The sequence below is a fragment of the Mesorhizobium sp. M0615 genome, from assembly GCF_040320805.1.
Classification (GTDB): Bacteria; Pseudomonadota; Alphaproteobacteria; order Rhizobiales; family Rhizobiaceae; genus Mesorhizobium.
Genome location: NZ_JAMYQI010000008.1, coordinates 144,353 through 169,488, shown reverse-complemented (window position 1 = coordinate 169,488; position 25,136 = coordinate 144,353). Strand labels below are relative to the sequence as shown.

Genomic DNA, 25,136 nt, shown 5'->3' with positions numbered 1-25,136 from the left:
AATGCTATAGCGGGATGGAGCGGTCGTCGGCAAAGGCCTGCAGCAGCGCCCGCATCGGCAGCCCTTGAGCCGGCGCCATCAGATTGTCGGCAAAGAAAGCCTCCAATTCCTCCAATGGCAGTTCGGTCAGCATCGCCTTTACCGGGCCGATCGAGGCTGGAGACATCGAGATCGAGCGGTAGCCGAGGCCGATCAGCGCCATGGCGGAAATGGGTTTTCCGGCAAGCTCGCCGCACAGCGTCACCGGCGTGTGGTTGCGAACCCCGGCGTCGGCGATCTGCTTCAGAACCCGCAGGAACGGCGTCGACAGCGTGTCGAAGCGGTCGGAGAGCTGCGTGTTCCCCCGATCGACCGCCATGACGAACTGGAACAGGTCGTTGGAGCCGACCGAGACGAAATCGACCGCCTTCATCAACTCGTCGAGCTGGAACAGCAGCGACGGCACTTCCAGCATGGCGCCCACCTTGAGGCTGGTCGGCAGATGGTGGGCAAAGCGGGAGAGATGCCGCACTTCGCGGTCGATGATCTCGCGCGCCTGGGCGATTTCGCCGAGCTCGGTCACCATCGGCAGCATCAGCTTCAGTTCGCGCCCGCCGCAGGCCTTCAGCAGAGCGCGGATCTGGGTCCTGAGCAGACCCGGCCGGTCGAGCGTCAGCCGGATCGCGCGCCAGCCGAGCGCAGGGTTTTCTTCCTGGACAGCGCCCTTGAAGTAGGGCAGCACCTTGTCGCCGCCGATGTCGATGGTGCGGAAGGTGACCGGCCTGCCACGCGCCGCGTCCAGCACGTCGCGGTAGAGCCGCTCCTGCGCCTCGGCGCGCGGGAAGGTCGAGGCGACCATGAACTGCAATTCGGTGCGGAACAGGCCGATGCCGGCCGCACCCGCCTCGGCCAGCTGCGGCAGGTCGACGGCCAGGCCCGCATTCATCAGCAGGTCGACCTGGACGCCGTCCTTGGTCACCGACGGCTTCTTGCGCAGTTCCCGGTAGACTTCCTGCCGGCGCGCCCGGAAGCGCACTTTTTCGGCATAGGCAGCTTCGAGGTCGGGCTGCGGCCGCAGATGGATGGTGCCTTCCTCGCCGTCGACGATGATGGCATCGCCGTTTTCCGCCATGGAAACGGCGCCCTTCATCTGGCCGGCGACCGGAATGCCCATGGCGCGCGCTACGATGACGACATGGCTGGTGGCAGCGCCGTCTTCCAGCACCACGCCGCGCAGCTTGTCCCTGGGATAATCAAGCAGTTCGGCCGCGCCCATCGAGCGCGCGACCAGGATGGCATCCTTCGGCAGTGACGCCGCGACGTCGTCAGGCCCGCGCCCCATCAGCTGGCGCAGCAGCCGGTTGGCGAGATCGTCGAAGTCGCTCATCCTCTCGCGCAAATAAGGATCGGTCATGTGCAGCATGCGGGCGCGCATGTCGCTCTGCACCTTTTCCACCGCCGCTTCCGCCGTCAGGCCGTTGCGGATCGCCTCTTCCAGCCGGCGCACCCAGCCGCGGTCGTTGGCAAACATGCGATACGCCTCGAGCACCTCGCGATGTTCTCCCTCGAAGGCGACATCGCGCCGCTCCAGCATGTCGTCGATGGAAAGCCTGAGCGAACCGAGCGACGTCTCCAGCCGGCGCACCTCTTCCTCACTGTCCTCGTTGAACAGATTGGTGACGACGATGCGTGGCTCATGCAGCACGACATGGCCGAGGCCGACACCCTCGTTGAAGGACAGGCCGGTAAAGCTGACGGGACGGCGCAGGTCGAGTTCGAGGCCGGGCCGGGTCAGGCGCGCGAGATCGCCGGTGGCGATCATCTCGGCGATCACCATGGCGGTCGTTTCCAGCGCCTCGACCTCGTCGTCGCGGTAGTGGCGCATGGTCTTGTTCTGCACCACCAGCACGCCGAGCGTGCGCCCTGCCCTTAGTACCGGCACGCCGAGGAAGGAATTGTAGATCTCTTCGCCGGTCTCCGGCAGGTAGGCGAAGGCCGGATGTTCCTGCGCATTGGAGAGGTTGAGCGGCCGCGCGCTGGCGGCAATGGTGCCGACGAGGCCCTGCCCCAGCCGCAGCTGCGCCAAATGGACGGCGTTCGGGTTCAGACCTTCGGTGGCATAGAGTTCGAGCACCGAATCGGCGCGCAGCACATAGAGCGAGCAGACCTCGGCGACCATGTTGGAGGCGATGTCGCGCACGATCCGGTCGAGCCGCTCCTGCGGCTCCAGCGGCTCCTGCATGAGCTCGCGCAGCCGTTTCAGCAGAACGCGCGGGCCACTGGCCGTATCACGCATCGCGGCTTCTTCTCCAATGGGCATTTTGCCCGCCGCAGTTTCCACTGCCACCGGCGCACACGCAACAACTCAAATCGCTCTCGCTACTGCTTATCCAGACCGTACACGGAATGCAAAGTGCGAACCGCGAGTTCCGTGTAGGGACCGTCGATCAGTATCGAAATCTTGATCTCGGAGGTGGTGATGGCGCGGATGTTGATCGCCTTGTCGGCCAGCGCCTTGAAAGCGGTGGCGGCCACACCGGCATGGCTGCGCATGCCGATGCCGATGACCGAAACCTTCGACATGCCGGCTTCCGACTGCACCACGTCATAGCCGATCGAAGCCTTCAGACGCTCCAGCACGGCCAGCGCCTTGTCCACGTCGCCGGAGGGCACGGTGAAGGTCATGTCGGTGAACTTGCCGTCCTCTGAGATGTTCTGGACGATCATGTCGACATTGATGTTGGCCTCGGCCAGCGGGCCGAAAATGCCGGCGGCAACGCCCGGGCGGTCGCCGACGCGGCGCAGAGAAATCTGCGCTTCGTCCTTGGCGTAGGCAATTCCGGTGACGACCTGCTGTTCCACGATCTCTTCCTCGTCGCAAATGAGCGTTCCCGGAGGATTGAGCAAATCCCCCATTCCGGGCGCATCGGGATCGTCGAAGGACGACCGCACGAACGTACGCACCCTGTGCACCATGGCAAGCTCGACCGAGCGCACCTGCAAGACCTTGGCGCCGAGCGAGGCCATTTCGAGCATTTCCTCGAACGAAATCTTGTTGAGCCGCCGCGCCTTCGGCTCGATGCGCGGATCGGTGGTGTAGACGCCGTCGACATCGGTGTAGATGTCGCAGCGGTCGGCCTTGACCGCCGCGGCAATGGCCACCGCGCTTGTGTCGGAGCCGCCGCGGCCGAGCGTGGCGATGCGGTTGTCCGGGCCGATGCCCTGGAAGCCGGCGACGACAGCCACCTGGCCCTCGCCGAAGCGCTTGATCAGGAACGCGCCGTCAATGTCGAGGATGCGCGCCGCGCCATGCGCGTTGTCGGTCTTGATCGGGATCTGCCAGCCCTGCCAGGAGCGGGCATGGACGCCCATATTCTGCAGTGTGATCGCCAGCAGGCCGGCAGTCACCTGCTCGCCCGAGGCGACCACGGCGTCATACTCGCGCGCGTCGTGCATGGGCGAGGCTTCGCGCGTCCAGCCAACCAGTTCATTGGTCTTGCCCGCCATCGCCGAAACCACGACAGCGACCTCATGGCCGGCGTCGACCTCGCGTTTGACGTGACGCGCCACATTGCGGATGCGGGCGATGTCGGCGACGGAGGTTCCGCCGAATTTCATCACGATGCGCGCCATGGAAGCGAAATGCCTTTGACTGAAGCCGGCCCAGGACCGAAAGGGGAAGTAAGCGCTCGACAGAAGCCGGCCGCTGAATGCGCGCCTCCTTAGCCAAATGATCACGGTTTCGCAAGGCTGGCGGCGGATGCCGGCTTCAGGATCGAGGCATATTGCGTTCGGCCCCGCCGCCGCTTACCAAATGCTGCCCGCGGGAAACTCCTTTTGGTCCGGCATATCGAATGATTGTTCGCCTTCGACGCGCCATGCGGTGGCAATCGCTGCCGCTGTTCATCGGCTTCGCCGTGCTGGCGTTGATCGTCGGCACACGCGCCGTGCTGGTCGAGACCCAGAGAGCCAATCGTGAGGCCGCGCGCGAGGCGGTCGAGTATCAGGAATTGCTTTCCGGTTTGCTTGCGATGGCTCAGGAGGCCGAGACCAGCCAGCGCGGCTATCTCCTGACCGGCGAGAAATCCTACCTCCAGCCTTATCGGCAGGCGGTCGACGCCATTCCGGGCCAGCTTGCCCGCATCGACGGCATGACCGCCCCGGACGACGAACTCGTACAGCAGATCAACCACGTCAAGGACGCGCTTTCACAAAACCAGGCCGAATTGGCTGAGACGATTGCACTCTACGATCGCGGCGATGCGGCAAAAGCTCTGGAACTGGTCCGCAGCGGCCAGGGCAAGGCCGCCATGGACCAGATCCGGGCCAGCATGGACACGATCCGGCGCATTGGCGGCGCAGCCATCGCGGCGCGCGACGCCCACACCGACCGGGTCGAAAACTGGCTGCGCATCGGCTCGATAGCGGCGCTGCTGGCGATCTTCCTGCTTGGCGCCTACACGGTTCGCCTTTCGCGCCGCCGGTTCCGCGCAGTGGCGATCGCCCAGGAAGAGCTGATGCGCAAGAACATCGAGCTCGGCAACGAAATCCAGACGCGTGAAAAGGCCGAATCGCAGATCCGCCAGATGCAGAAGATGGAGGCTGTGGGCCAGCTGACCGGCGGTATCGCCCACGATTTCAACAACATGCTGGCGGTGATCATCAGCGCCATGAACCTTGCCCAGCGCAAGCTGGCGCGGGGCGAGCACGACATCATAAAATTCATCGAAGCGGCGACCGATGCGGCGACCCGGGCCGCAAACTTGACGTCACGGCTGCTTGCCTTCTCGCGCCAGCAGCCGCTCGCGCCTCAGGTTGTAGACGCCAATCGTCTGGTCACCGGCATGTCGGACCTGCTTCGGCGGGCGCTCGGCGAAACCATCCGCATAGAAACCGTGCTGGCTGGCGGCCTGTGGAAGACCCATGCCGATCCGAGCCAGCTCGAAAATGCCATTCTCAACCTGGCGGTCAATGCGCGCGACGCCATGGGCGAGGACGGCAAGATGACCATCGAGACCGCCAACAGCCACCTCGACGAGGGCTACGCCGCCACCCATGCCGAGGTCAAAGCCGGCCAGTATGTGATGATCGCGGTCAGCGACACCGGCCCCGGCATGCCGGCGGACGTCATGGAGCGGGCTTTCGAGCCATTTTTCACCACCAAGCCGGTCGACAAGGGCACCGGCCTCGGGCTGAGCCAAGTGTTCGGCTTCGTCAAACAGTCCGGCGGACACGTCAAGATCTACTCGGAACCCGGCCAAGGCACCACGATCAGGATCTACCTGCCGCGCTTCTTCGGCCCGGAAGAGGCCGCCATATCTTCGGAACGAGCCGGAAATCCTGCCGTGCCGGTCACCGAAACCATCCTTGTCGTGGAGGACGATCCACGCGTGCGGGCTTCCACCACGGATGCCATGCGCGAACTCGGCTACACCGTCATTCATGCCGCAAGCGGCCAGGAAGCGCTGGAAAAGCTGAGCGACAACCCTGGTGTGGCGCTCATGTTCACCGATATCGTCATGCCGGTGATGAATGGCCGCAAGCTCGCCGAGGAGGCGCTGGCGCGCATGCCGAAGCTGAAGGTGATCTTCACCACCGGCTTCACCAGGAACGCCGTCGTCCACAATGGCGTGCTCGATCATGACGTGCATTTCCTGGCCAAGCCCTTCACCATCGAGCAGCTGGCGGCGAAATTGCGCGACGTGCTGGACGCAAGATGACCGAGGCCCTGGAAATCGTCACCTTTCGCCTCAAACCTGGAGCGGAAGCGGGCTTTGCCGCCGCCAACAACCTGGTCGCCGACTGGCTGGCGCGGCAACCTGGTTTCGTAAACCGCTGCCTGGCGCGGCGGGACGATGGCGGATGGGTCGATGTGGTGCGCTGGCGAAGTCGCGAGCAGGCTCTCGCCGCCGCAGGCCGGATCATGGCCGAGATCGGCGATTGCGAAGCGATGCGGGCCATCGATCCCGCAAGTGTTGCGATGGAACATGCGGCGATTGTGATCTCGAGGCCATAGGTCGACTAGCCAGCAGTCGCAAAAACCGGCCTTGACTTTCTTGCCCCGGCACCCGACTTCCTAGCGTCCGAGGAGACCCGCCCCATGCCAGAGGCCCGACGATCGACAATCGATGCCGGAGAAGTGGAACGCTTTTCCGCGCTTGCCGCGGAATGGTGGAACCCGAACGGCAAATTCCGTCCGCTGCACAAATTCAACCCGGTCCGGCTTGCCTATATCCGGGACCAGGTGGCGGCGCGCTTCGGCCGCGATCCGCGCGCGGCGCGGCCGTTCGAAGGCCTGCGTTTCCTCGATATCGGCTGCGGCGGTGGGTTGTTGTGCGAGCCGATGGCAAGGCTTGGCGCCGAAGTGGTCGGCGCCGACGCCTCGGCAACCAACATCGAGGTGGCGAAGCTGCACGCGGCCGAAGGCGGCGTGACGGTGGATTATCGCGCTACGACCGCTGAGGATTTGGCCGATTCCGGCGAGAAATTCGACGTCGTCCTCAACATGGAAGTCGTCGAGCATGTTGCCGATGTGGACCTGTTCATCGGCAAGTGCGGCGAGATGGTCAAGCCCGGCGGCATCATGTTCGTGGCCACGATCAACCGCACGCTGAAGGCACTGGGCCTGGCCATCATCGGCGCCGAATATGTGCTGCGCTGGCTGCCGCGCGGCACCCACCAGTTCGGCAAGCTTGTGCGGCCCGAAGAGCTTGAAAAGGCGCTCGGCAGCGCCGCCATGACCATCATCGACCGTACCGGCGTGACCTACAATCCTATCGCCGACCGCTGGGCACGCTCCAAGGACATGGACGTCAACTATATGGTGCTGGCGGAAAAACGATCGGTCTGAACGAAGGGGCGGCCGTGGACACTATGAGGGCCCGAGAGCTGGCGCTCGATCTTCCCGAAACGGTCGAGCAATCGCATTTCGGCAAGGCTGACTTCCGCGTCCGCAACCGTATCTTCGTCTCTCTGCCCGAAGCCGACCGTGCTGTCGTCAAGCTCGACCGCGACCAGCAAGAGATGATGGCCGCGGCTGAGCCATCGGTTTTCAGGCCCGTGACAGGCGGCTGGGGCCAAAAGGGATGGACGTCGATCATGCTCGAAGCCTGCGACGAACAGACATTCCGCAGCGCAGTTCGGACGGCCTGGCGAAACGTCGCCCCCCCGGCGCTACGGAAGCGCCTCGACGCGAGCCAAATTTAAGCTTGAGCAGTTCGAGCAAAGTGTGAAGCGGTTTTCCCGGGAAAAGCGCATAGCGCTTTGCCTAGGGAATTGCGTAAACCAAAGACCCTATGCCTTCTGGCTCTGCGCCTTGGTGGTGATGATCACGCCGATGGTGATGATCACCGCGCCGGCCCAGGTCAGCAACTGGTAGTGCTCGCCGAGGAAGATGGTTCCGGCAAACAGGCCGACGGCCGCCGCCACATAGCCGATCTGGCTGAGATAGACCGGACCGCCCACGGCCTGCAGCCGGAAGAAGAAGGCAAACATCGCCGAGGCCGAGGCGACTTGCGCCACGACGACCAGCGGCACGGCGCCAAGCGGGGCGAAGGCACTGAGGCCGAACAGCACGAGAATGCCGACCAACAGCAGCGTTGCCGAGGCCAGGTGGCTGCCGACGGCCAGTTCGATCGGACCGGTGCCTTCGGGCCAGTCGACGGTGCGATAGATATTGCCGGCGGCAAGGCTGACGGGGATCAAAAGTCCGACCAGCACCCAGAAGAAATCGGCCGGCTGGCCGGCCTCGCCGCGCGTCACCGCCACCATGACGGCGCCGATGAAGCCGACGGCGATACCGATACTGCCGAGCATATTTGGCAGTCGAACGCCAAGCAGGATCGAAAACACCAGTGTGATGACCGGCGACAGCGTGAACATGATGCCGGTATAGCCGGCGCCGAGATGCGGGATAGCCGAAAACATCAGCAGATTGGGCACGGCGTAGGACACGGCGGCGGTGATGAAGAAATAGCGCAGTCTGTGCGGGGTCAGCCGCATGCGCTCGCCGTTGGCGAGCAACGCGCACAGCAGCACGCCCCCGGCGCCGAACGAGATGACGAAGGCCCAGACCATGGCCGAAACGCCGGCAGCCGTCGCCAGCTTGGCGAACGGCAGCGTCAGGCCGAGCAGGCCGCCGGTGACGACCAGCAGGCCAAGCGCCGATTCCAAGAGAAATTTCATCGGATGGTCCCGTCACTCACTTGCGGCACTGGGTCGAAACTGTATCTTGAGGTAGCATACCACAAAGATTCTTAACGTCAAGATACTTAGCGGTGAGACAGATGGATCGCGCGGCAAAGGCGGTGGAGCAATGGAAGCGGGAACGGCCGGACCTGGAGGTGTCGCCAATGCTGGTGCTTGGGCGGCTGAACGAAGCCTCGTCGCTAATCGCCCGCGAGCGCCTCGCCCCGCTGTTTGCCCGTTTCGGACTGCAGGCCGGCGAATTCGATGTGCTGGCGACGCTGCGCCGCTCCGGCCAGCCCTACGCGCTGACACCGACCGCTCTCTACGAGGCGACGATGGTGACCTCCGGCGCCATGACCAACCGGCTCGACCGGCTTGAGAAGGCCGGACTGATCCTGCGCGGCCCGCACCCCAACGACCGGCGCGGCATTGTCGTGCAACTGACCGAAAAAGGTCTCGCCTTGATCGATGAGGCCGTGACCGCCCACGTCGCCAACGAGCATGAAATCCTTGCCGGGCTCACCGGCACGGAGCGGGGAGCACTGGCTCAGTTGCTTGGCAAATTGATCGATAGCGCCAGCTGATCGCTCAGTTGCGCTCCTCTGGAAAACTCGGGATCGGCATGAAATCGATGCCATCCTCGGCCAAGCTCTTGGCTTCGTCCAACGTCGCCTCGCCATAGATGCCGCGCGCATCGCTCTCGCCGAAATGGATCTTGCGCGCTTCTTCGGCAAACTTGTCGCCGACATAGTCGGCATTCTCGCGCACCTTCTCGGCCATCGCCTTCAGCTGCGCCAGCGCCTGCTTCTGGGTTTCGCCCATGGCCAGCGCAATTGTTTCCTGCTTCCGCGCTGTGGAGACGGCTGGCGCCATCAGCGCCTTTTGCACCTTGTGCGAGCCGCAGCTCGGGCAATCGACGAAGCCGCGCTTCTTCTGCGTGTCGAAATCGTCATTGCTGCGAAACCAGCCCTCGAATTCGTGCTCGTGCTCGCAGATCAGGGCAAAGCGGATCACGAAGCCGCGCCCCTGAGCCGCGGCGCTTCCACTGCGCCGGCATTGACGGCAAAATCACGCGCGTTCTTGAGATTGGGGATTTTCTTACGCGCGGCCGACGACTGCGCCGTGTCGATCTCGGCGATGATCACCTCCGGATCGTCATGGTCGGCCTCGGCGAGAATTCGACCCCATGGGTCGACGATCAGCGAATGGCCATAGGTTTCGCGGCCATCCTCATGCAGGCCACCTTGTGCTGCAGCAACCACATAGGCGCCGTTCTCGATGGCACGGGCTCGCAGCAGCACATGCCAGTGCGCCTCGCCGGTCTGGCGGGTGAAGGCGGCAGGCACCGACAAGAGGTCGGCGCCGGCCATCGCCTCGGCGCGGAACAGCTGTGGAAAGCGTAGATCGTAGCAGACGGCAAAGCCGAGACTAGCGCCGTCGATCTCGGTGACGACGGCCTCGGTGCCCGGCTCATAGGCGGCGGATTCGCGCCAGCTCTCGCCATTGTCGAGGTCGACATCGAACATGTGGATCTTGTCGTAGGTGGCAAGGGTGGCGCCGTCCGGCCCAAACAGCAGCGCCCGGTTGGCGAGCTTGCCGTCGGTGCGCAGGATGGCGGTCGAGCCGATGTGCAGGAAGACGCCGAGTTCGCTGGCGAGCTTGCGCGCGGCCGCCACGACGATGTCCTTGTCTTCCAAGGTGAAGGAAGCAGCCCTGGCTTCCTTGTCGCGGATCAGCGCACCGGTCATTTCCGGGGTCTGGATGTAGGTTGCACCGAGGCCTGCCGCTTCGCGCACCAGCCGTTCGAGATCGACCGCGTTGCGCTCGGGGCTCTCGCCCGAACGCATCTGGATCGCCGCCGCCTTGAAAATACCCATCGTCACGTCCTCTTTGAGCAATTCCAGGAAAAGTATGTAACGGTTTTCCGTCCGGAATTGCGTAAAAACAAAGACATAGAGCGGCGCTACGAACCGCTCTTTGTCGTCGAGCCGTTGGCAAGCAGCCTATCCAGCTGCCCCCGTGCCTCCAACTCGTGGAGGTCGTCGGAGCCGCCGACATGCGTGTCGCCGATGAAAATCTGCGGAAAGGTCGAGCGGCCATGCGCCCGCGAAATCATTTCCTGGCGCAATTCCGGCGAAAACGAAGCGTCATGCTCGGTGTAGGCGACGCCCTTGCGGTCGAGCAGCCGCTTGGCCGCCGCGCAATAGCCGCACATCATACGGGTGTAAATCGTCACATCGAGCATCGGTCCGTGCCTTTCCTCGACCTTATATAGTCGCGGACTCGTCGGCCCGAAAGTCCCCCGGCAGGACACGCGCGAAGGTCAGCACATCGACCGCTCCGGCGCCGCCCTTCTTCAGCGCCCTGGCGACCGAGCGCACGGTGGCGCCGGTGGTGTAGACATCGTCGACCAGAAGCACGCGGCGCCCAGTGATCTCGATTTCGGCTTCCGCAGGCACACGGAAGGCGGCGCGGACATTGGCCTCGCGCTCCTGCCGCTCCAGCCCGACCTGCTGGCGCGTGAGCTTGACGCGCCGGACCGCCGAGGGCGAGAAAGGCAGCCCGCTAAGCTGCGCAACCGCCCTTGCCAACTCCGCCGACTGGTTGAACTGCCGGCGAAAGAAGCGCCGCCAGTGCAGCGGCACCGGTACGACGACATCGGCGTCTGCAATTAGCTCAGCGCCGGCGCGCAGCATCCAGCGCGCCATCCACGGCGCCAGATCGGTGCGATCCTGGTATTTCAGACCTTGCACCATCTGGCGGGCGACACCTGAATAGGCCACGGCCGCCCGCGCCCGCTCGAACGGCGGCGGATCGGCGATCGCCTCGGCCGACAGGAATCCCTCGCCCATATCGTGCGTGAATGGCGTGCCCATCACCGCGCACCATGGCCGCTCCAGCAGCCTGAGTTTCGGCCAGCAGGCACCGCACAAAACGCCGGGTTGCGAGACGTGCCTGCGACAGCCGGCACAGACCGGCGGGAACAGCATCCGCGCCGGCCAGTCCAACATGGCCAGTTTCAACATGGTTTGAGCGAGGCTCTTGATCTCCATCACCGGATCGGCCACGTGGTTTTGTCGTCCGCGCCAGGATATCACTAGACGGACAAACAGGGATGTCTACCGTTGCAGCCGATCATCGATACTGAACTTTGGCTGGTGCGCAAGCGCAGGGCGCTGGCCCACCCCGTAGCCGGCGCGGATTTTCTGATGCGGCGGGCGGCGGAAGACCTTGCCGACCGGCTCGGCGCGGTCGAGCGGAAATTCGGCAAGGCCGCGGTGCTGTTTTGCCAGACGCCGGACGCAACGGACGTGGTCGCTGCAAGCGGCAAGGCAGCGGAGATCGTGCGCGTCGAGGCAGATCCAGCGTTTCTGGACGGCCGGCCAGGGCTGATAGCACCGCTGGAAACAGTGCCGTTCCAGCCGGAAAGCCTCGACCTCGTCGTTTCACTTCTGTCGTTGCAGGCGATGAACGACATTCCCGGCATGCTGGTGCAGATCCGCCGCGCTCTGCGGCCCGACGGGCTTTTCCTCGGCGCCTTTGCCGGCGCCGGCACTCTTTCCGAATTGCGCGAAAGCCTGCTCGCCGCCGAGACCGAACTCTATGGCGGCGCCAGCCCGCGTGTCATCCCCTTCACCGATGTTCGCGACGCCGGCGCACTGCTGCAGCGCGCCGGACTGGCGCTGCCGGTGGCCGACGTCGAAACGGTGACCGTCCGCTACGATACCCTCTTCGACCTCATTGCCGATCTCAGGGCGATGGGCGAAACCAGCGCGCTGACTGATCGCAGCCGGCGACCGGGAGCGCGAAAGCTTTTTACCCGTGCCGCCGAAATCTATGCCGAACGCTTTTCGGACGCTGATGGCCGCATCAGGGCAAGCTTTTCCATCGTCTGGATGTCGGGCTGGGCGCCCGATGCCTCGCAGCAAAAGCCCTTGAAACCGGGTTCGGCGAAGGTCTCGCTGAAGACGATACTGGAAAACCCCGGCGGGCGGTGACGGCGCTCCGGATCAGTGCTCGGCGAAGGCGTTTGCGAGCCTGCTGTTGTTGTCGCTGAACAGAAACTGGATCGCATTGCTGGCCTTGCCGACACCCCCGACGATGGCAAGCGACAGCACCGCAACGATCAGGCCATATTCAATGGCCGTGGCGCCTGTTTCGTCCTGCAAAAATCGGCGCAGCAATGGCTTCATGATCGTCGATCCCTCTCATCCCCGACCATATCGCCCACCTGTTAAGAAAGGTTAACGGCACAAGCTTAACAGGCTGTGAAATGGGCCTGCGTTGAGGAAGTTCTCAAGCTGGTGTCGACCTTGTTGGTCAGCAGTCGCCGCTCCGTTGGCCGTCGGCGCGGATGATGCAGACTGAGCTCGGTGAGGGCTGCAGCACGCTTCTGCGCAGCGTATAGGTGGCCCGCGAGCCGATCGAACCCGTGCTCATCGGGTCGAGACCGCCTGCAAGAGCATCGCGGCTGGATGATCGCGTCTGGTTGTCCAGCACGGGGACCGCGATCAGCGCCAGCGCCACTGCGGCCGAGCCGAACAACAGCGTGACGCGCAATAAGCCGACGCCGGCGGCGCGAAAGCTGCGATCTGGCCGGATCGAGTCCCATTCCCTGTCGAGGCTCATGCAATCGCTCCCCGCGAACCCGCTTTGCCGCAATTTTTCACGACGAGATAAATCTTCCATTAACGCTGGCTAGATCAGACCGCGAAATGGCTTTGTATCACAACAGGTCGATGAGGAACTGGATCAGCGGCGCGTCGGCCGGCGGCATGGGATAGTCGCGCATCTGCTTTGGCCGCACCCATTTCAACGCCTGCCCTTCCCTGGGCTGCGCGATGCCGCGGAAGCGGCGGCAGACGAACAGGGGCATCAGGAGATGGAAATCATCATAGGAATGGCTGGCGAAGGTGAGCGGCGCCAGGCAAGGAATGTCAGTCTCGATGCCGATTTCTTCCTGCAGTTCGCGGATCAGGCATTGTTCCGGCGTCTCGCCTGGCTCTACCTTGCCGCCGGGAAATTCCCACAGGCCGGCAAGCTGTTTGCCCTCGGGCCGCTGCGCCAGAAGCACCCGCCCATCGGTATCGACCAGCGCGCACGCGGCGACCAGCAGCAGGCGTTTGCCGGTGATCTCGCTCATGCGCCCGGCGGCCGGCGATAGTGGTAGCGATAGACTTCGTCGAAGCCCAGCGAGCGATAGAGCGCCAGCGCCGGCGCATTGCCGGCCTCGACCTGCAGCCAGGCTTCGCGAGCGCCACGCAGCCTCGCCCACTTCAGCGCCGACAGGATCAGGTTGCGGCCATGGCCCTGATTGCGCGCCGACTTGGCGGTGGCGATCTCGAACAGACCGGCAAGATCGCCGTCATGGACGCAGATCAGCACCGCCAGAGGGTCGGCCCCTTCCTCCAGCGCAAACAGCCCGACTTCGGGTTGGATAGCGCCGATGATTTCCGAAAGACCGGGCCGCAGCGATGCATCCGAGCCGCTGACCTTGAGCGACGCGCCGAGAAAGCGGCTGATATCCTTCAGCGGAATCTGGTCCATGGCCGGCGCCAGTTGCGCGTCCGCCAGCGGCAGCCGCATCACCAGGGATTCGTCGAATGTGCTCCAGCCCTCATTGTCGAGATGCTTGGCCAGGTCCGGCCCCGACAGCGGCGAGATGCGGAAGGTCAGCGGCCTGCCATAGGCGTCGAAGCGCCGGCTGGCGCGGCCGATGCGCTCGGCAATGTGCTGGGTGTCGCCGGGATCGAGCGGGTTGACCGAGTTCAGCCGCTTGGCCGGATGGCCGGCTGTCAGCCGCACCACCCAGGTGCCGTCATAATGCACGGCCGCCGCCGGCCAGGCGCGAAAACCCGCCGCCTCGTAGCGGCGCACGATGGCCAGCATGCTTGCCGGATGCCTGGAAGCCAACTCCATCAGCTCCGGTAATCGCCATTGATGGCGACATATTCCTTGGTGAGGTCGCAGGTCCACACCGTCGCCTTGCCGCGGCCGATACCGATATCGGCGCGGATGCGAATGTCGTCGCGCTTCATATAGGCCGAGGTCGCTTCCTCGGAGTAGCCCGGGTCGCGTTCGCCCTCATGCGCCAGACGGTTGTCGCCGAACCAGATCGACAGCCGGTCGCGATCGGCCGGCTCGCCGGCCTTGCCGACGGCCATGACGACGCGGCCCCAATTGGCGTCCTCGCCGGCAACCGCCGTCTTGACCAGCGGCGAATTGGCGATGGACAGCGCGATGCGCTTGGCCGAGCGCGCCGATTTGGCGCCGGTAACGGTGACTTCGACCTGCTTGCGGGCGCCCTCGCCGTCGCGCACCACCTGCAGCGCCAGCGATTTGAGCACCTTGCCCAGCGCCCGGCGGAACGCGCCGAGACGCGCATCCTTGGGATCGCTGATGGCGGGCGCGCCGCGCTTGGCAGCGGCTCCGGTGGCGAACAACAGCAGCGTGTCGCTGGTCGAGGTGTCGCTGTCGACGGTGACGGCGTTGAAGGTCTTGGCGGTGCCGCGCGACAACAAGTCCTGCAGCACGGGGGCGGCGATCGGCGCATCGGTGGCGATGAAGGACAGCATAGTCGCCATATCGGGCGCGATCATGCCGGCGCCCTTGGAGATTCCATTGATGATGACGTCGGTGTCGCCGAGCTTGACCGTCGCTGTCGCCACTTTCGGATAGGTGTCGGTTGTCATGATGGCCTTTGCCGCCTCGGTCCACAGATCCGGCTTGCCGTCCTTGACCAGTCCGGCCAGCAAATGGCTGAATTTGGTGGTGTCGAGCGGCTCGCCGATTACCCCGGTAGAAGCGAGGAACACTTCGCCTGGCGTGCAGCCTGCGGCCTTGGCCGCGGCCTCGCCGGTCAGTTGGGTGGAGGCGCGGCCCTTCTTGCCGGTGAACGCGTTGGCGTTGCCGGAATTGACCACCAGCACTCGCGCCTTGCCGGCGCCAAGGTTCTCGCGGCAGAAGTCGACCGGCGCCGAGGGGCATTTCGACTTCGTGAACACGCCGGCAACCGCTGTGCCGGCATCGAAGACCATGGCCAAGAGGTCGGCACGGTTCTTGTACTTGATCCCGGCCTCTGCGGTGGCGATGCGCACGCCCTCAATGGCAGGCATTTTGGGATATTTCTTCGGCGCGAGCGGCGAAATCGTTGCGGACATTGGGGACCTCGGGCGACGGAAAAACGCTAGGCGAAGGCCGGTTTGCCCGATAGCACGGCCCGGCGCAAGGGCGTTTTCTTGGCCGCCGCTGTCGGCAAGCCACCAGGGATTAAGCTTGCATTTCAAATCCGTTGGCGTCACCGGGGCCTCTGGCGTTATGATATCGGCCATGGGCAGGCTGGTGATCTTGGCGGTGGCGTTTATGGGGCTTTTGCTCCTGAGCGCCGATGCGCAGCCGGAACGGCGCGTGGCGCTGGTCATCGGCAATGGCACCTATGCCGAAGCCGGCACGCTCACCAATCCGGTCAACGATGCCCTCGATATTGCCGGCAAGCTGCGCTCGATCGGCTTCGACGTCATCGAGGGCAACGATCTCGGCAAGCGCGAACTCGAGCGCAGGATCGGCGAATTTTCCGATGCGCTGGAAGGCGCCGGGGTCGGGCTGTTCTATTATGCCGGCCACGGCCTGCAGGTCGAAGGGCGCAACTACATCGTCCCGGTCGACGCCCGGCTCGACATGCCGGTCAAGCTGCAGCTCGAAGCCGTGCCGATCGACGAAGTCCTCGACATCATGGAGCAGCAGACCAAGGTCAGCCTGGTGTTCCTCGATGCCTGCCGCAACAATCCCTTTGCCCGCAGCCTGAGCCGCACCGCCACCACGCGCTCGGCAACGGCGCTTGCCGGTCTGGCCCAGTTCGATTCGACGCGTGGCTCCTTCATCGCCTTCTCGACGGCGCCAGGCGCTGTCGCCATGGACGGCACCGGGCGCAATTCGCCGTTCGCCGCCGCCCTGCTGCGACACATGGCCGAGCCCGGCCAGAGCATCAACGACATGATGATCGCGGTGCGCCGCGACGTGGTCTCCGAAACGCGCGAGGGACAGCGCCCATGGGAACAGGGTTCGCTGCTCGAACGGTTTGAGTTTGTGCCCGGCGGCGAAACGGTTGCACAGCCGAAGCCCGCCGTCCCCCCGGCGCCCGAAACAACGGTTGCGGCACTCGAACGGTCTGTAGGCGACGACAAGACCGCAATCGAGAAATTCCTGCGCGACGACTATCTTGCGCCCGATGCCGCGGCGATCGGCGAGACCGTCAAGCGGCTCTATGCGCCTTCCGCCACCATCTTCGGCACGCGCTATGACAGCGACGCCGTCGTCAAGCTCAAGACGGAATGGTTCGCGCAATTTGCATCCTGGTCGTTCAGTCTCGAGCCCGGCAGCCTCAATGTGACGCCGCAGGGCGAGAACCGCGCCGAAGCCGTGTTCGCGATGAGCTACGACTATATGTCGAAAGACAAATCGGCGGCGCGCATGACCGGCAAGGCACGAGTCGCGCTTGGGCTGGTGAAGAGCGACGGCCAGTGGCGGATCGACTCGGAAACCTCGCAAGTGATGAACTGAAAATCCCCGCGAAGGGCGAATGTGAGACCCGCTTCTACAAGCGCTGGAAACGGGCCGTTTCGTTTGCCTGCCAGCTCACCTATATTGTCGGCGAGATTGTTGGCCAGGATTGCCGGCGAGATTGTTGGCGAGGACAGACATGGGCGAGGATCCGGCGCGCAGATCGATCGGGGCGCGGCGCAACCCAGACAGCGCCGAGGCCATTCTCGAGGCCGCGGAGGCGGTGCTGGTCGAGGCCGGCTATGCCGGCTTCTCCATAGAGGCCGTGGCGCGGCGGGCGCGCGCCGGCAAACCCACGATCTATCGCTGGTGGCCGAGCAAGGCGGCCCTGCTGTTAGAGGTCTACAAGCGGCAAAAGCGTGTCGACGTCCCCGATACCGGCAGTCTCGAAGACGACCTCGTCGGTTTCCTGAGGAACCTCTTCGCGCATTGGCGCGACACATCCTCGGGCAGCGTATTCCGCTCGCTGATCGCCGAGGCCCAGTCGGACGAAGCGGCGGCCGCGGCCCTGACTGGCTATGCCGATGGGCGCGTGTCCCACACCGCTCGGATCATCGAGCGCGCCAAGGCGCGCGGCGAGGTTGCGGCCGATGTCGACGCAGCGCTGGTCGCCGACCTCATCGCTTCCTATGCCTGGAAACACCTTTTGACCAACCGGCTGGACGAAGATGAGGCGACAATCCGTGCCACTGTCCGCTATGTGATGTCAGGCATCTCCCGCAATTGAAAAGGGCGCCGAACGGCGCCCTTTGCATGTTTTTTCGGTGCCGGCCTTACTTGCCGGCTTCCATCGTGTCGACGGCCTTCTTCAGATTGGCGTCGGGGATTTCGACCTTGGCGGCGCCGCGCAGCTGCTTGACCAGTGCGAAATACTTGTCGCGGATCACCGCCTGCTTGGCCTGGTCCTTGACGTCGTCGAAGGCCGGCGGCTGTTTGGTGCGCTTGTCCTCGAGCTTGATGACATGCCAGCCGAATTGCGTTTGCACCGGCTCCTTGGTGTATTTGCCGATTTCGAGCGCAACTGCCGCCTTGTCGAATTCCGGCACCATCTGCCCCGGGCCGAACCAGCCGAGATCACCGCCATTGGTCTTGCCCGAGGGATCGCTGGTATGCTCGTTGGCGAGCTTCTGGAAGTCTGCACCGCCATCGAGCTGCTTGATGATCGCCTCGGCCTCTTCCTTCGTCTTCACGAGGATGTGACGGGCATGAATCTCATTGACCGGCGGCGTGCTGGCGATTTCCTGGTCGTAGCGGGCGCGCACCTCGGCATCGGTAACCTTGTCGACGACGCCCTTCTCGACCATCTCGCCATGCAGCGCGCGCTGCTGCAGGAACGCCATGCGGCGCTGGAATTCGGGATCCTTGTCGAGCCCGGTAGCGACCGCCTGGGCGGCCATGACGCGGATTTCGATGGCCGCCGAAAGGGCGGCGGCGCGGCGCTGCTCGGGTGGCAACTGCGAGAACTGCTGCGACAGCTCGCCCTCGGCAAGCCCAAGGTCCGCCTCGGTCAGCTTCTGGCCATTGACGGTAGCGATGACGGCGTTCGGATCGACGGGGGCTGCCGCCGGTGCTGCTGCGGCATCGGCCGGGGCGGGAGCGGCTTCCTGGGCCATCAGCGGAGACAGCGACAGGGCCGACAGGCCGAAAGCCAAGCCAAGGCTGGCGAGCGACGCACGGCGAAACAGTAAGGACATCAAGATTAACTCCAAGGGGGGATTGGTAGGGCTTGCAGATCAGCCGGATTGTGGCGGAATTTGGCGCTGCCCATAGGGCTAACGCGGCGTTGACATCAGTTGAGCCCCCTCTTATCTGTCCAACGACTTTGCGTCCAGAACCGTTTTCCGGGCGCTTTTTGTGTTTGTCCGCGTTTCACGCGGAATTGATGGGGCCGGCCGGCGCTCATCTCAAAATTGAGAATTCTATCGAAAGGACCATCGGATGGTCAGTCTCGGCGGTCTCGCCCGTAAGGTTTTCGGTTCCTCCAACGATCGTCGCGTAAAATCGACCCGGCCGCGTGTCGAGGCGATCAACGCCATGGAAAACGAGATGCGGGCGCTGTCCGACGCCGAGCTTCAGGCCCGCACGGAAAAATTCCGCCAGGATATCGCCAACGGCGCTACGCTCGATGACCTGCTGGTGCCGGCCTTCGCCACCGTCCGCGAGGCATCCCGCCGCGTGCTCGGCATGCGCCCCTTCGATGTGCAGCTGATCGGCGGCATGGTGCTGCACAATGGCGGCATCGCCGAAATGCGCACGGGCGAGGGCAAGACCCTGGTCGCCACCCTGCCCGTTTATCTCAACGCGCTTGCCGGCAAGGGCGTCCATGTCGTCACCGTCAACGACTATCTCGCCACCCGCGACTCCGAATGGATGGGCCGCGTCTACAAATTCCTCGGCCTTTCGGTCGGCGTCATCGTCCATGGCCTGTCCGACGAGGAACGCCGCGTCGCCTATGCGTCCGACGTTACCTATGCCACCAACAACGAGCTCGGCTTCGACTATCTGCGCGACAACATGAAGTATGAGCGCGCGCAGATGGTGCAGCGCGGCCACAATTACGCGATCGTCGACGAAGTCGATTCCATCCTGGTCGACGAGGCGCGCACGCCGCTGATCATTTCCGGTCCGCTCGAGGACCGTTCGGAAATGTACAACACCATCGACGCCTTCATGCTGCAGCTCGGCCCGGCCGACTACGAGATCGACGAGAAGCAGAAGACCTCGATCTTCACCGAGGAAGGCACCGAGAAGCTGGAAAACCTGCTGCGCGCGGCCGGCCTGCTCAAGGGCGAGTCGCTCTATGACGTCGAGAACGTCGCCATCGTCCACCACGTCAACAACGCGCTGAAGGCGCACCGGCTGTTCCAGAAGGACAAGGACTACATCGTCCGCAACGACGAGATCGTCATCATCGACGAATTCACCGGCCGCATGATGCCGGGACGCCGCTATTCGGAAGGCCTGCACCAGGCGCTCGAAGCCAAGGAGCATGTGGCGATCCAGCCGGAAAACCAGACGCTGGCCTCCGTCACCTTCCAGAACTATTTCCGCCTCTACAAGAAGCTGTCCGGCATGACCGGCACGGCGCTGACCGAGGCCGAGGAGTTCGGCAACATTTACGGCCTCGAAGTCACCGAGATCCCGACCAATCTGCCGGTCATCCGCAAGGACGAGGACGACGAGGTCTACCGGACGGTCGAGGAGAAGTACAAGGCGATCGTCAAGGAGATCAAGGAAGCGCGCGCCAAGGGCCAGCCGACGCTGGTCGGCACCACCTCCATTGAAAAATCCGAGCAACTGGCCGAGCGCCTGCGCAAGGAAGGGTTCAAGGATTTCGAAGTGCTGAACGCCCGCCATCACGAGCGCGAAGCGGCCATCGTCGCCCAGGCCGGCAAGCCCGGCGCCATCACCATCGCCACCAACATGGCGGGACGCGGCACCGACATCAAGCTCGGCGGCAACGCCGAGATGCGCATCGAGGACGAACTGGGCGACATGCCTGCTGGTCCCGAGCGCGAGGCGCGCGAAAAGGAAATCATTGCCGATGTCGAGCGCCTGAAGGAAAAGGCGCTGGCCGCCGGCGGCCTCTACGTGCTGGCCACCGAGCGCCATGAATCGCGCCGCATCGACAACCAGCTCCGCGGCCGCTCCGGCCGCCAGGGCGACCCCGGCCGTTCGAAATTCTTCCTGTCGCTGCAGGACGATCTGATGCGCATCTTCGGCTCCGAGCGCATGGACGGCATGCTGCAGAAGCTTGGCCTCAAGGAAGACGAGGCCATCATCCATCCGTGGATCAACAAGGCGCTGGAAAAGGCGCAGAAGAAGGTCGAAGCGCGCAACTTCGACATCCGCAAGAACCTGTTGAAATACGACGACGTCTCGAACGACCAGCGCAAGGTGGTGTTCGAGCAGCGCATCGAATTGATGGACGGCGAAGGCCTGTCCGAGACGATCGCCGAGATGCGCGAAGGCGTCATCGAGGAGATCGTCACCAAGAACATCCCCGAAAACGCCTATGCCGAGCAGTGGAACGTCGCCGGCCTCAAGGCCGAGGTCGCCGAATTCCTCAATCTCGACCTGCCGGTCGAGGACTGGGTCAAGGAAGAAGGCATTGCCGAGGACGACATCCGCGAGCGCCTGACCAAGGCCGCCGACGCCGCCGCCAAGGAGCGCGCCGAGCGCTTCGGCCCAGACGTGATGAGCTATGTCGAACGCTCGGTGGTGTTGCAGACGCTCGATCATCTGTGGCGCGAGCACATCGTCAACCTCGACCATCTGCGTTCGGTCGTCGGCTTCCGCGGCTACGCCCAGCGCGACCCGCTGCAGGAATACAAGAGCGAGGCGTTCGAGCTGTTCCAGGCGCTGCTCGGCAATCTGCGCCAGGCCGTCACCGCGCAATTGATGCGCGTCGAACTGGTCCGCCAGGCCGCCGAAGCACCGCCGCCCGAAGCGCCTGAAATGTTCGGCAGCCACATTGACGGCACCACGGGCGAGGACGATTTCGAGGGCGGCGAGACCGCACTTCTGGTCCGCCAGGAGAGCAACGCCATCGTCGCTCCCGAAGACCGCGATCCGAACAACCAGGCGACCTGGGGCAAGATCGGCCGCAACGAAGCCTGCCCCTGCGGCTCCGGCAAGAAATACAAGCACTGCCATGGCGCGTTTGCCTGATTTCGAAGGCTAGGTCGGCGGGACAGCACCCCCCTCTGGCGTGCCGGCCATCTCCCCCTCAAGGGGGGAGATCAGCAGCTTCGGCGCCGTAACTTCTTTCAATTTCGACAATTGGCGAAAGCTACAGCGACAGCCAATCTCCCCCCTTGAGGGGCAGATGTCCGGCAGGACAGAGGGGGGTTCGAAGGATCGCGACCTCTCGGTCCAACCCTCGTCAAAACCTCACAACAACCCCGAATCGCGCGCGGTCGCTGTCGCCTCGCCGCGCGACACCGCATCCAGCTTGCCCAGCACCGCCGAGACATGGTGATCGACCGTCTTTGGCGAAATCGTCAATTGCTCGGCGATCCGCTTGTTGGAGAGGCCGCGTTCGATCAGCTGCAGCACCTGCATCTGGCGCAAGGTGAGGCCGGCGAGGTTGGCGCGCGTCGAGCGGCGCGGGCCGCGGGCGATGCCGCCAACGCCGTTCTTGCGCATGATATCGCGCAGGCGCTGGGCTGCCGGCCTTGCCCCCAGGCCGTCGAAAATATCCAATGCCAGCCGCTGCCCCTCGTCGTCGCCGAGGATGAGCGCCAGTCCGCGCTCGTATGGCGCATTCAATTCGGCCCAGAGTGCCGAAGCCGAACGCCAGTCGCCGGTTAGAAGCAGCCGGTATGGTGTCGCCATGTCGGCGGTGTCGCCGGCCGGCATACCGGGAGAGAGCAATGTTCGCCACAGCGCCAGCTCCCCGACATGGGCACGCGAGCGCACCGGCGTTTCGGCGCGGGTGATCAGCGCCAGCGCCTCTTGCCTGTCGGCCAGGCCCAGCCATGCCTGCTCCGCCATCAGCGCCGCGTAAGAGCTCAGCATCTGCAGGTCGCCGCCGCTTCCGACCAGGCGCGCCATTTCGGCGAACAGCGGCTCGGCCGAGGGATCGCCGCGCCTCAGGCGCAGTTTCGCCAGTGCCAGCAGCGCCGGAAACCGGCCCACGGTGGTTGTCCGATCATTATCGATGACATCGCTTGCCGTCGCGGCGGCCTCATCCCATTGGCCCTGACGCAGTTGCACATCGGCCAGCATGCCCCTGAGATAGTCGCGCCAGGTGCCGAGGTCGTTCTCGGTGCAATAGTGGATGCCGCTCTCGAGCACCGGACGTGCCGCGTCGTAGCTCATCTGGGTGATCTCGAAACAGGCGCGGTTGGTGAAGGCGCGCGCGGCATGTTCCTGGAAATTGCCCTGGAGCGCAATTTCAAGGCTTTGGTCGAGGCGCAGGCGTCCGGCATCCGGATTGAGCCACTGCTCGACGCAGCCGACATTGTTGAGGGCATGCGAGGCGATGTCGGGACGGTTCATCCGCGCAGCCAGCGCCGCTGCCTTCTCGCCATAGAACAGCGTGTCCTCCACCCTCTCCGACAGCATCGCCAGATGCGAAAGGTTCGAATAGGCCATGGCGAGTTCGGGACCGGCGGGAGCCGCTTCCAGCATCGCCACAGCCTCGGCGCCGAAGGCGGCCGCCGCCTCGCGGTCATCGCCCATTTCGCTCAGCCGGGAGAGCCATCTCAGGCTGTCGCCCTCCTTCAGCCTGTTGCCGTCTGCCTGATGCAACCGGCGCGCCTGTCCCTGCGCTGCAAGCGCATCATCGATCTTGCCGATGAGATGGCACTCGAAGGCATGACTTTCGTAGAGCGCGGCGCGCTCGATCACCGGCAGGCTGTCGGCCTGCTGCAGGGCGATCTCGTAATAGCCGGCGGCATCGCGATGGGCGCCGACGCGCGACGCCTCGCGCGCGGCGATTGGCGCAAGTTCGCGCACCGCCGCCAGATTATGCGCCTCGACCGCATGATGCACCAGGCGGCCTGTGGAGACGTCGCCATTTTCGAGCAGTGCCGCCAGCGCACGCTGGTTGAATTGCCGCCTGTGCGACGTCGTCAGCATCATCTCGATGGCGCGCCGCGCGATGTCGTGCCGGAAGGCGTAGCCGTCGCCCAGATCGTCGAGCAGGCCGTTGGCGACACACTCGGCCAGCTGGCCGGCGCTGGCGACGCCGCACAGGCCCTGCAGAGCCCAGACGTCGGCGCGGCGCGGAAACACCGACACCGCGTCGAGCATTGCGCGGGCGCCTGGCGACAGCCGTTCAGCCCGCGCCAACACGGCGTCGCGCACGCTTGCCGGCAGCGCCGTTTCGTTTTCCGCCGACAGCAATTCGGTAACGAAGAAGGCATTGCCGGCGGTCGCCCGGTAGATGGCGTCGCCGTCGCGTCCGGCCGCATCGGCGAGCGACAGCACGGCCGCCTCGCTGAGCAGCGGCACGTCCATGCGCGCCACGCTGCCGGCCGGGATTTCGCCCAGGGCGCGGCGCACGCGCATCTGTCCTTCGCTGCGGTCGGTGCGCGCCGTGAGCAACAGCAGGATGTGGGTGTTGGCGATACGCCGGCCGAGGAAGCGCACGAAATCGAGTGTCGCATCGTCGGCCCAGTGCAGGTCTTCGATCACCAGCAGGCTCGGTCCCTTGGCCGCAAAAGCGTCGAGCGCATCGGAAAACAGCGGCAGTCTCTGCCCATGCCGGGCATCGATGGCGCGCGGCAGCGCCCATTGCGCCTCACGGGCCAGATCGTAGAGCGGCCCCAGCGGATCTGGGATCGACAGGTCCTCGCAAGCGCTGCGCAACATTGCCGCGCTTTGCCCGACACGGGCCGCGAATGCCTCAACAAGCGCCGTCTTGCCGGCGCCGGCCTCCCCGGCCAGCACGGCGATGCGGCCATGGCCGCGTATTGCATCGCCAAGCAGTGTCTCCAGCTGCTGCAGCTGCATCTGCCGTTCCAGAAGCATCATTGTCATCGTCTCACAGGATCGGAGTTTTCCCACCATGGCGGGCCGCTCACGATTAGCCCGTGAAGAAAGCGCCGCAATGTGACTTTGCACACATTGCCGTGCCTCTTTCCACAAAGAACGACGCCAATATAGGGAATCGTCCCGCCAAATATGGGGAATCGTTCCGATGCGCGGGCCGGGCCGGCGTGGTCAACGTCCAGCAGCGCTCCGATCGAGCGTGAACCAATGGAAAAGGAAACCTTCCATGCCTCGCTACCTGATTGAACGCACATTTCCGGACGGCCTCAACATTCCGATGACCGACATCGGCGCCAGCGCGGTGGGCGGCGTCGTCATGCGCAATGCCGAAAAGGGCGTCACCTGGATCCAGTCCTTCGTCACGCCCGACAAGAAGCACAGCTTCTGCATCTACGACGCGCCGACGCCCGAAGCGATCCGCAGCACCGCTCAGAAAAACTCGCTGCCGGTCGACAAGATCACGGAGGTGCGGGTTCTTGACCCTTACTTTTACCTCTGATCCTGCGTTCGGTCGCCACGATGATGAGCATCAAACTGTCCTTCGCGGCCATGGCGAACTGCCTGATGGCCTGCCGCTCGGTGGAATCGGGCCTGTCCTGGGAAAGACCGGCCGGCCAACCTCCGTGCTCGGCCGTCTATGGCGGTTCGCGTCGAAGCTGCCTGCGTATCTGTCTGAAAGGCGGCGCCTGCCGCCGGAAGGCGACTATCTGAGGCGCGACATCGGGCTCTCGGAGCGAGAGATCCCGCATGAGTATTGGCAATACTATTTTTGGGATCGTTGATTTTGCACGGTTTTTAAGGGCTGCGGCCAAAGCCCGGCAACGGAAGCCGCATCGCATGAACCGGGACGGACAAACCAAATCCTAAACCAACGCCGCAGCGTTTCGGGCAGCCTGATCGGCCGCCGTCGC

Annotated in this window: 25 protein-coding genes; 11 read left to right on the top strand and 14 right to left on the bottom strand. The window is 64.3% G+C overall.

Annotated features, from left to right (window positions below):
- Window positions 1-4 precede the first annotated feature (4 nt).
- The gene (gene ptsP, locus NKI46_RS16020) at window positions 5-2,275 is read right to left on the bottom strand and encodes a phosphoenolpyruvate--protein phosphotransferase (RefSeq protein ID WP_352746905.1); all 2,271 of its coding nucleotides are present in this window, start codon (window positions 2,273-2,275) and stop codon (window positions 5-7) included.
- An 83-nt stretch (window positions 2,276-2,358) separates the two neighbouring features.
- Window positions 2,359-3,612 carry an aspartate kinase gene (locus NKI46_RS16015; protein WP_023685777.1) on the bottom strand — a complete coding sequence of 418 codons (1,254 nt, stop codon included), beginning with the start codon at window positions 3,610-3,612 and terminating at the stop codon, window positions 2,359-2,361.
- A 245-nt stretch (window positions 3,613-3,857) separates the two neighbouring features.
- Between NKI46_RS16015 and NKI46_RS16010 the strand changes: the two genes are divergently transcribed.
- The 4 genes from NKI46_RS16010 (at window position 3,858) to NKI46_RS15995 (ending at window position 7,185) form a co-directional block, all read left to right on the top strand.
- Window positions 3,858-5,699, top strand: a complete 1,842-nt coding sequence (locus NKI46_RS16010; RefSeq protein ID WP_352746902.1) for a CHASE3 domain-containing protein — start codon at window positions 3,858-3,860, stop codon at window positions 5,697-5,699.
- On the top strand, window positions 5,696-5,995 hold the full coding sequence (locus NKI46_RS16005; protein ID WP_352443928.1) for an antibiotic biosynthesis monooxygenase family protein: 300 nt from the start codon (window positions 5,696-5,698) through the stop codon (window positions 5,993-5,995). Before NKI46_RS16010 ends, NKI46_RS16005 begins: the two co-directional genes overlap by 4 nt.
- Before the next feature lie 84 nt (window positions 5,996-6,079).
- A complete protein-coding gene (gene ubiG, locus NKI46_RS16000; protein ID WP_352746899.1) occupies window positions 6,080-6,829 on the top strand; it encodes a bifunctional 2-polyprenyl-6-hydroxyphenol methylase/3-demethylubiquinol 3-O-methyltransferase UbiG in 750 nt (249 codons plus the stop codon).
- 23 nt (window positions 6,830-6,852) lie between these two features.
- Window positions 6,853-7,185: an MmcQ/YjbR family DNA-binding protein gene (locus tag NKI46_RS15995; RefSeq protein ID WP_023685781.1), complete on the top strand. Its 333-nt coding sequence runs from the start codon at window positions 6,853-6,855 to the stop codon at window positions 7,183-7,185.
- Between the two features lie 87 nt (window positions 7,186-7,272).
- On the opposite strand, the gene NKI46_RS15990 is transcribed toward NKI46_RS15995, so the two are convergent.
- The gene (locus NKI46_RS15990; RefSeq protein WP_352746896.1) at window positions 7,273-8,163 is read right to left on the bottom strand and encodes a DMT family transporter; all 891 of its coding nucleotides are present in this window, start codon (window positions 8,161-8,163) and stop codon (window positions 7,273-7,275) included.
- Window positions 8,164-8,264: 101 nt separating this feature from the next.
- On the opposite strand from NKI46_RS15990, the gene NKI46_RS15985 reads away from it, so the two are divergent.
- Window positions 8,265-8,750, top strand: coding sequence for a MarR family winged helix-turn-helix transcriptional regulator (locus NKI46_RS15985; protein ID WP_023701431.1), 486 nt, complete (start codon window positions 8,265-8,267; stop codon window positions 8,748-8,750).
- A 4-nt stretch (window positions 8,751-8,754) separates the two neighbouring features.
- Here NKI46_RS15985 and NKI46_RS15980 read toward each other — a convergent pair whose 3' ends face one another.
- The 4 genes from NKI46_RS15980 to NKI46_RS15965 all read right to left on the bottom strand — a co-directional run bounded on the left by NKI46_RS15980 (window position 8,755) and on the right by NKI46_RS15965 (window position 11,219).
- Complete coding sequence (locus tag NKI46_RS15980) at window positions 8,755-9,180, bottom strand: DUF1178 family protein (RefSeq protein WP_023672980.1); 426 nt, start codon at window positions 9,178-9,180, stop codon at window positions 8,755-8,757.
- The gene (locus NKI46_RS15975) at window positions 9,177-10,043 is read right to left on the bottom strand and encodes a carbon-nitrogen hydrolase family protein (protein WP_023672981.1); all 867 of its coding nucleotides are present in this window, start codon (window positions 10,041-10,043) and stop codon (window positions 9,177-9,179) included. The genes NKI46_RS15980 and NKI46_RS15975 overlap by 4 nt, the downstream gene beginning before the upstream one ends.
- Window positions 10,044-10,129: 86 nt before the next feature.
- Window positions 10,130-10,411, bottom strand: coding sequence for a glutaredoxin 3 (grxC, locus tag NKI46_RS15970; protein WP_023672982.1), 282 nt, complete (start codon window positions 10,409-10,411; stop codon window positions 10,130-10,132).
- A 22-nt stretch (window positions 10,412-10,433) separates the two neighbouring features.
- Complete coding sequence (locus tag NKI46_RS15965) at window positions 10,434-11,219, bottom strand: ComF family protein (RefSeq protein WP_196814971.1); 786 nt, start codon at window positions 11,217-11,219, stop codon at window positions 10,434-10,436.
- A 72-nt stretch (window positions 11,220-11,291) separates the two neighbouring features.
- Here NKI46_RS15965 and NKI46_RS15960 point away from each other — a divergent pair, with 72 nt between their 5' ends.
- Complete coding sequence (locus NKI46_RS15960; protein WP_023733657.1) at window positions 11,292-12,164, top strand: methyltransferase domain-containing protein; 873 nt, start codon at window positions 11,292-11,294, stop codon at window positions 12,162-12,164.
- A gap of 12 nt (window positions 12,165-12,176) precedes the next feature.
- Here NKI46_RS15960 and NKI46_RS15955 read toward each other — a convergent pair whose 3' ends face one another.
- From NKI46_RS15955 to argJ, 5 genes are all read right to left on the bottom strand, one after another.
- Entirely contained in the window at window positions 12,177-12,359 is a 183-nt protein-coding gene (locus NKI46_RS15955) for a Flp family type IVb pilin (protein ID WP_023672984.1), read from the bottom strand.
- A 127-nt stretch (window positions 12,360-12,486) separates the two neighbouring features.
- Window positions 12,487-12,795: a hypothetical protein gene (locus tag NKI46_RS15950; protein WP_023694000.1), complete on the bottom strand. Its 309-nt coding sequence runs from the start codon at window positions 12,793-12,795 to the stop codon at window positions 12,487-12,489.
- 97 nt (window positions 12,796-12,892) lie between these two features.
- Window positions 12,893-13,309: an 8-oxo-dGTP diphosphatase MutT gene (gene mutT, locus NKI46_RS15945; protein WP_023685791.1), complete on the bottom strand. Its 417-nt coding sequence runs from the start codon at window positions 13,307-13,309 to the stop codon at window positions 12,893-12,895.
- Entirely contained in the window at window positions 13,306-14,055 is a 750-nt protein-coding gene (locus NKI46_RS15940; RefSeq protein WP_023713717.1) for a GNAT family N-acetyltransferase, read from the bottom strand. The genes mutT and NKI46_RS15940 overlap by 4 nt, the downstream gene beginning before the upstream one ends.
- A gap of 29 nt (window positions 14,056-14,084) precedes the next feature.
- A complete protein-coding gene (gene argJ, locus NKI46_RS15935) occupies window positions 14,085-15,326 on the bottom strand; it encodes a bifunctional glutamate N-acetyltransferase/amino-acid acetyltransferase ArgJ (protein WP_023733658.1) in 1,242 nt (413 codons plus the stop codon).
- A 169-nt stretch (window positions 15,327-15,495) separates the two neighbouring features.
- Between argJ and NKI46_RS15930 the strand changes: the two genes are divergently transcribed.
- Window positions 15,496-16,725, top strand: coding sequence for a caspase family protein (locus NKI46_RS15930; protein WP_352746892.1), 1,230 nt, complete (start codon window positions 15,496-15,498; stop codon window positions 16,723-16,725).
- Window positions 16,726-16,864: 139 nt separating this feature from the next.
- Window positions 16,865-17,452, top strand: a complete 588-nt coding sequence (locus NKI46_RS15925) for a TetR/AcrR family transcriptional regulator (protein ID WP_023704295.1) — start codon at window positions 16,865-16,867, stop codon at window positions 17,450-17,452.
- Window positions 17,453-17,498: 46 nt separating this feature from the next.
- Here the strand turns inward: NKI46_RS15925 and NKI46_RS15920 are convergent, their stop codons facing one another.
- Window positions 17,499-18,419, bottom strand: a complete 921-nt coding sequence (locus tag NKI46_RS15920; protein WP_023686683.1) for a peptidylprolyl isomerase — start codon at window positions 18,417-18,419, stop codon at window positions 17,499-17,501.
- A 244-nt stretch (window positions 18,420-18,663) separates the two neighbouring features.
- On the opposite strand from NKI46_RS15920, the gene secA reads away from it, so the two are divergent.
- Complete coding sequence (gene secA, locus NKI46_RS15915; RefSeq protein WP_023672992.1) at window positions 18,664-21,396, top strand: preprotein translocase subunit SecA; 2,733 nt, start codon at window positions 18,664-18,666, stop codon at window positions 21,394-21,396.
- A 222-nt stretch (window positions 21,397-21,618) separates the two neighbouring features.
- Here secA and NKI46_RS15910 read toward each other — a convergent pair whose 3' ends face one another.
- Window positions 21,619-24,207 carry a helix-turn-helix transcriptional regulator gene (locus NKI46_RS15910; RefSeq protein WP_031253473.1) on the bottom strand — a complete coding sequence of 863 codons (2,589 nt, stop codon included), beginning with the start codon at window positions 24,205-24,207 and terminating at the stop codon, window positions 21,619-21,621.
- Between the two features lie 244 nt (window positions 24,208-24,451).
- Between NKI46_RS15910 and NKI46_RS15905 the strand changes: the two genes are divergently transcribed.
- Together NKI46_RS15905 and NKI46_RS15900 are read left to right on the top strand one after the other, a co-directional pair.
- Window positions 24,452-24,724 (top strand): DUF4242 domain-containing protein, encoded by a 273-nt coding sequence (locus NKI46_RS15905; protein ID WP_023673765.1) that lies wholly within the window; start codon window positions 24,452-24,454, stop codon window positions 24,722-24,724.
- Complete coding sequence (locus NKI46_RS15900) at window positions 24,702-25,007, top strand: hypothetical protein (RefSeq protein WP_081725564.1); 306 nt, start codon at window positions 24,702-24,704, stop codon at window positions 25,005-25,007. Before NKI46_RS15905 ends, NKI46_RS15900 begins: the two co-directional genes overlap by 23 nt.
- Window positions 25,008-25,136 lie beyond the last annotated feature (129 nt).

Bases quoted from the DNA above. Each gene is read 5' to 3' on its own strand.
- ptsP (WP_352746905.1), bottom strand. From the start codon at position 2,275: ATGCGTGATACGGCCAGTGGCCCGCGCGTTCTGCTGAAACGGCTGCGC.
- NKI46_RS16015 (WP_023685777.1), bottom strand. From the start codon at position 3,612: ATGGCGCGCATCGTGATGAAATTCGGCGGAACCTCCGTCGCCGACATC.
- NKI46_RS16010 (WP_352746902.1), top strand. From the start codon at position 3,858: ATGCGGTGGCAATCGCTGCCGCTGTTCATCGGCTTCGCCGTGCTGGCG.
- NKI46_RS16005 (WP_352443928.1), top strand. From the start codon at position 5,696: ATGACCGAGGCCCTGGAAATCGTCACCTTTCGCCTCAAACCTGGAGCG.
- ubiG (WP_352746899.1), top strand. From the start codon at position 6,080: ATGCCAGAGGCCCGACGATCGACAATCGATGCCGGAGAAGTGGAACGC.
- NKI46_RS15995 (WP_023685781.1), top strand. From the start codon at position 6,853: ATGAGGGCCCGAGAGCTGGCGCTCGATCTTCCCGAAACGGTCGAGCAA.
- NKI46_RS15990 (WP_352746896.1), bottom strand. From the start codon at position 8,163: ATGAAATTTCTCTTGGAATCGGCGCTTGGCCTGCTGGTCGTCACCGGC.
- NKI46_RS15985 (WP_023701431.1), top strand. From the start codon at position 8,265: ATGGATCGCGCGGCAAAGGCGGTGGAGCAATGGAAGCGGGAACGGCCG.
- NKI46_RS15975 (WP_023672981.1), bottom strand. From the start codon at position 10,043: ATGGGTATTTTCAAGGCGGCGGCGATCCAGATGCGTTCGGGCGAGAGC.
- grxC (WP_023672982.1), bottom strand. From the start codon at position 10,411: ATGCTCGATGTGACGATTTACACCCGTATGATGTGCGGCTATTGCGCG.
- NKI46_RS15965 (WP_196814971.1), bottom strand. From the start codon at position 11,219: ATGGAGATCAAGAGCCTCGCTCAAACCATGTTGAAACTGGCCATGTTG.
- NKI46_RS15955 (WP_023672984.1), bottom strand. From the start codon at position 12,359: ATGAAGCCATTGCTGCGCCGATTTTTGCAGGACGAAACAGGCGCCACG.
- NKI46_RS15950 (WP_023694000.1), bottom strand. From the start codon at position 12,795: ATGAGCCTCGACAGGGAATGGGACTCGATCCGGCCAGATCGCAGCTTT.
- mutT (WP_023685791.1), bottom strand. From the start codon at position 13,309: ATGAGCGAGATCACCGGCAAACGCCTGCTGCTGGTCGCCGCGTGCGCG.
- NKI46_RS15940 (WP_023713717.1), bottom strand. From the start codon at position 14,055: ATGCTGGCCATCGTGCGCCGCTACGAGGCGGCGGGTTTTCGCGCCTGG.
- argJ (WP_023733658.1), bottom strand. From the start codon at position 15,326: ATGTCCGCAACGATTTCGCCGCTCGCGCCGAAGAAATATCCCAAAATG.
- NKI46_RS15930 (WP_352746892.1), top strand. From the start codon at position 15,496: ATGGGCAGGCTGGTGATCTTGGCGGTGGCGTTTATGGGGCTTTTGCTC.
- NKI46_RS15925 (WP_023704295.1), top strand. From the start codon at position 16,865: ATGGGCGAGGATCCGGCGCGCAGATCGATCGGGGCGCGGCGCAACCCA.
- NKI46_RS15920 (WP_023686683.1), bottom strand. From the start codon at position 18,419: ATGTCCTTACTGTTTCGCCGTGCGTCGCTCGCCAGCCTTGGCTTGGCT.
- secA (WP_023672992.1), top strand. From the start codon at position 18,664: ATGGTCAGTCTCGGCGGTCTCGCCCGTAAGGTTTTCGGTTCCTCCAAC.
- NKI46_RS15910 (WP_031253473.1), bottom strand. From the start codon at position 24,207: ATGATGCTTCTGGAACGGCAGATGCAGCTGCAGCAGCTGGAGACACTG.
- NKI46_RS15905 (WP_023673765.1), top strand. From the start codon at position 24,452: ATGCCTCGCTACCTGATTGAACGCACATTTCCGGACGGCCTCAACATT.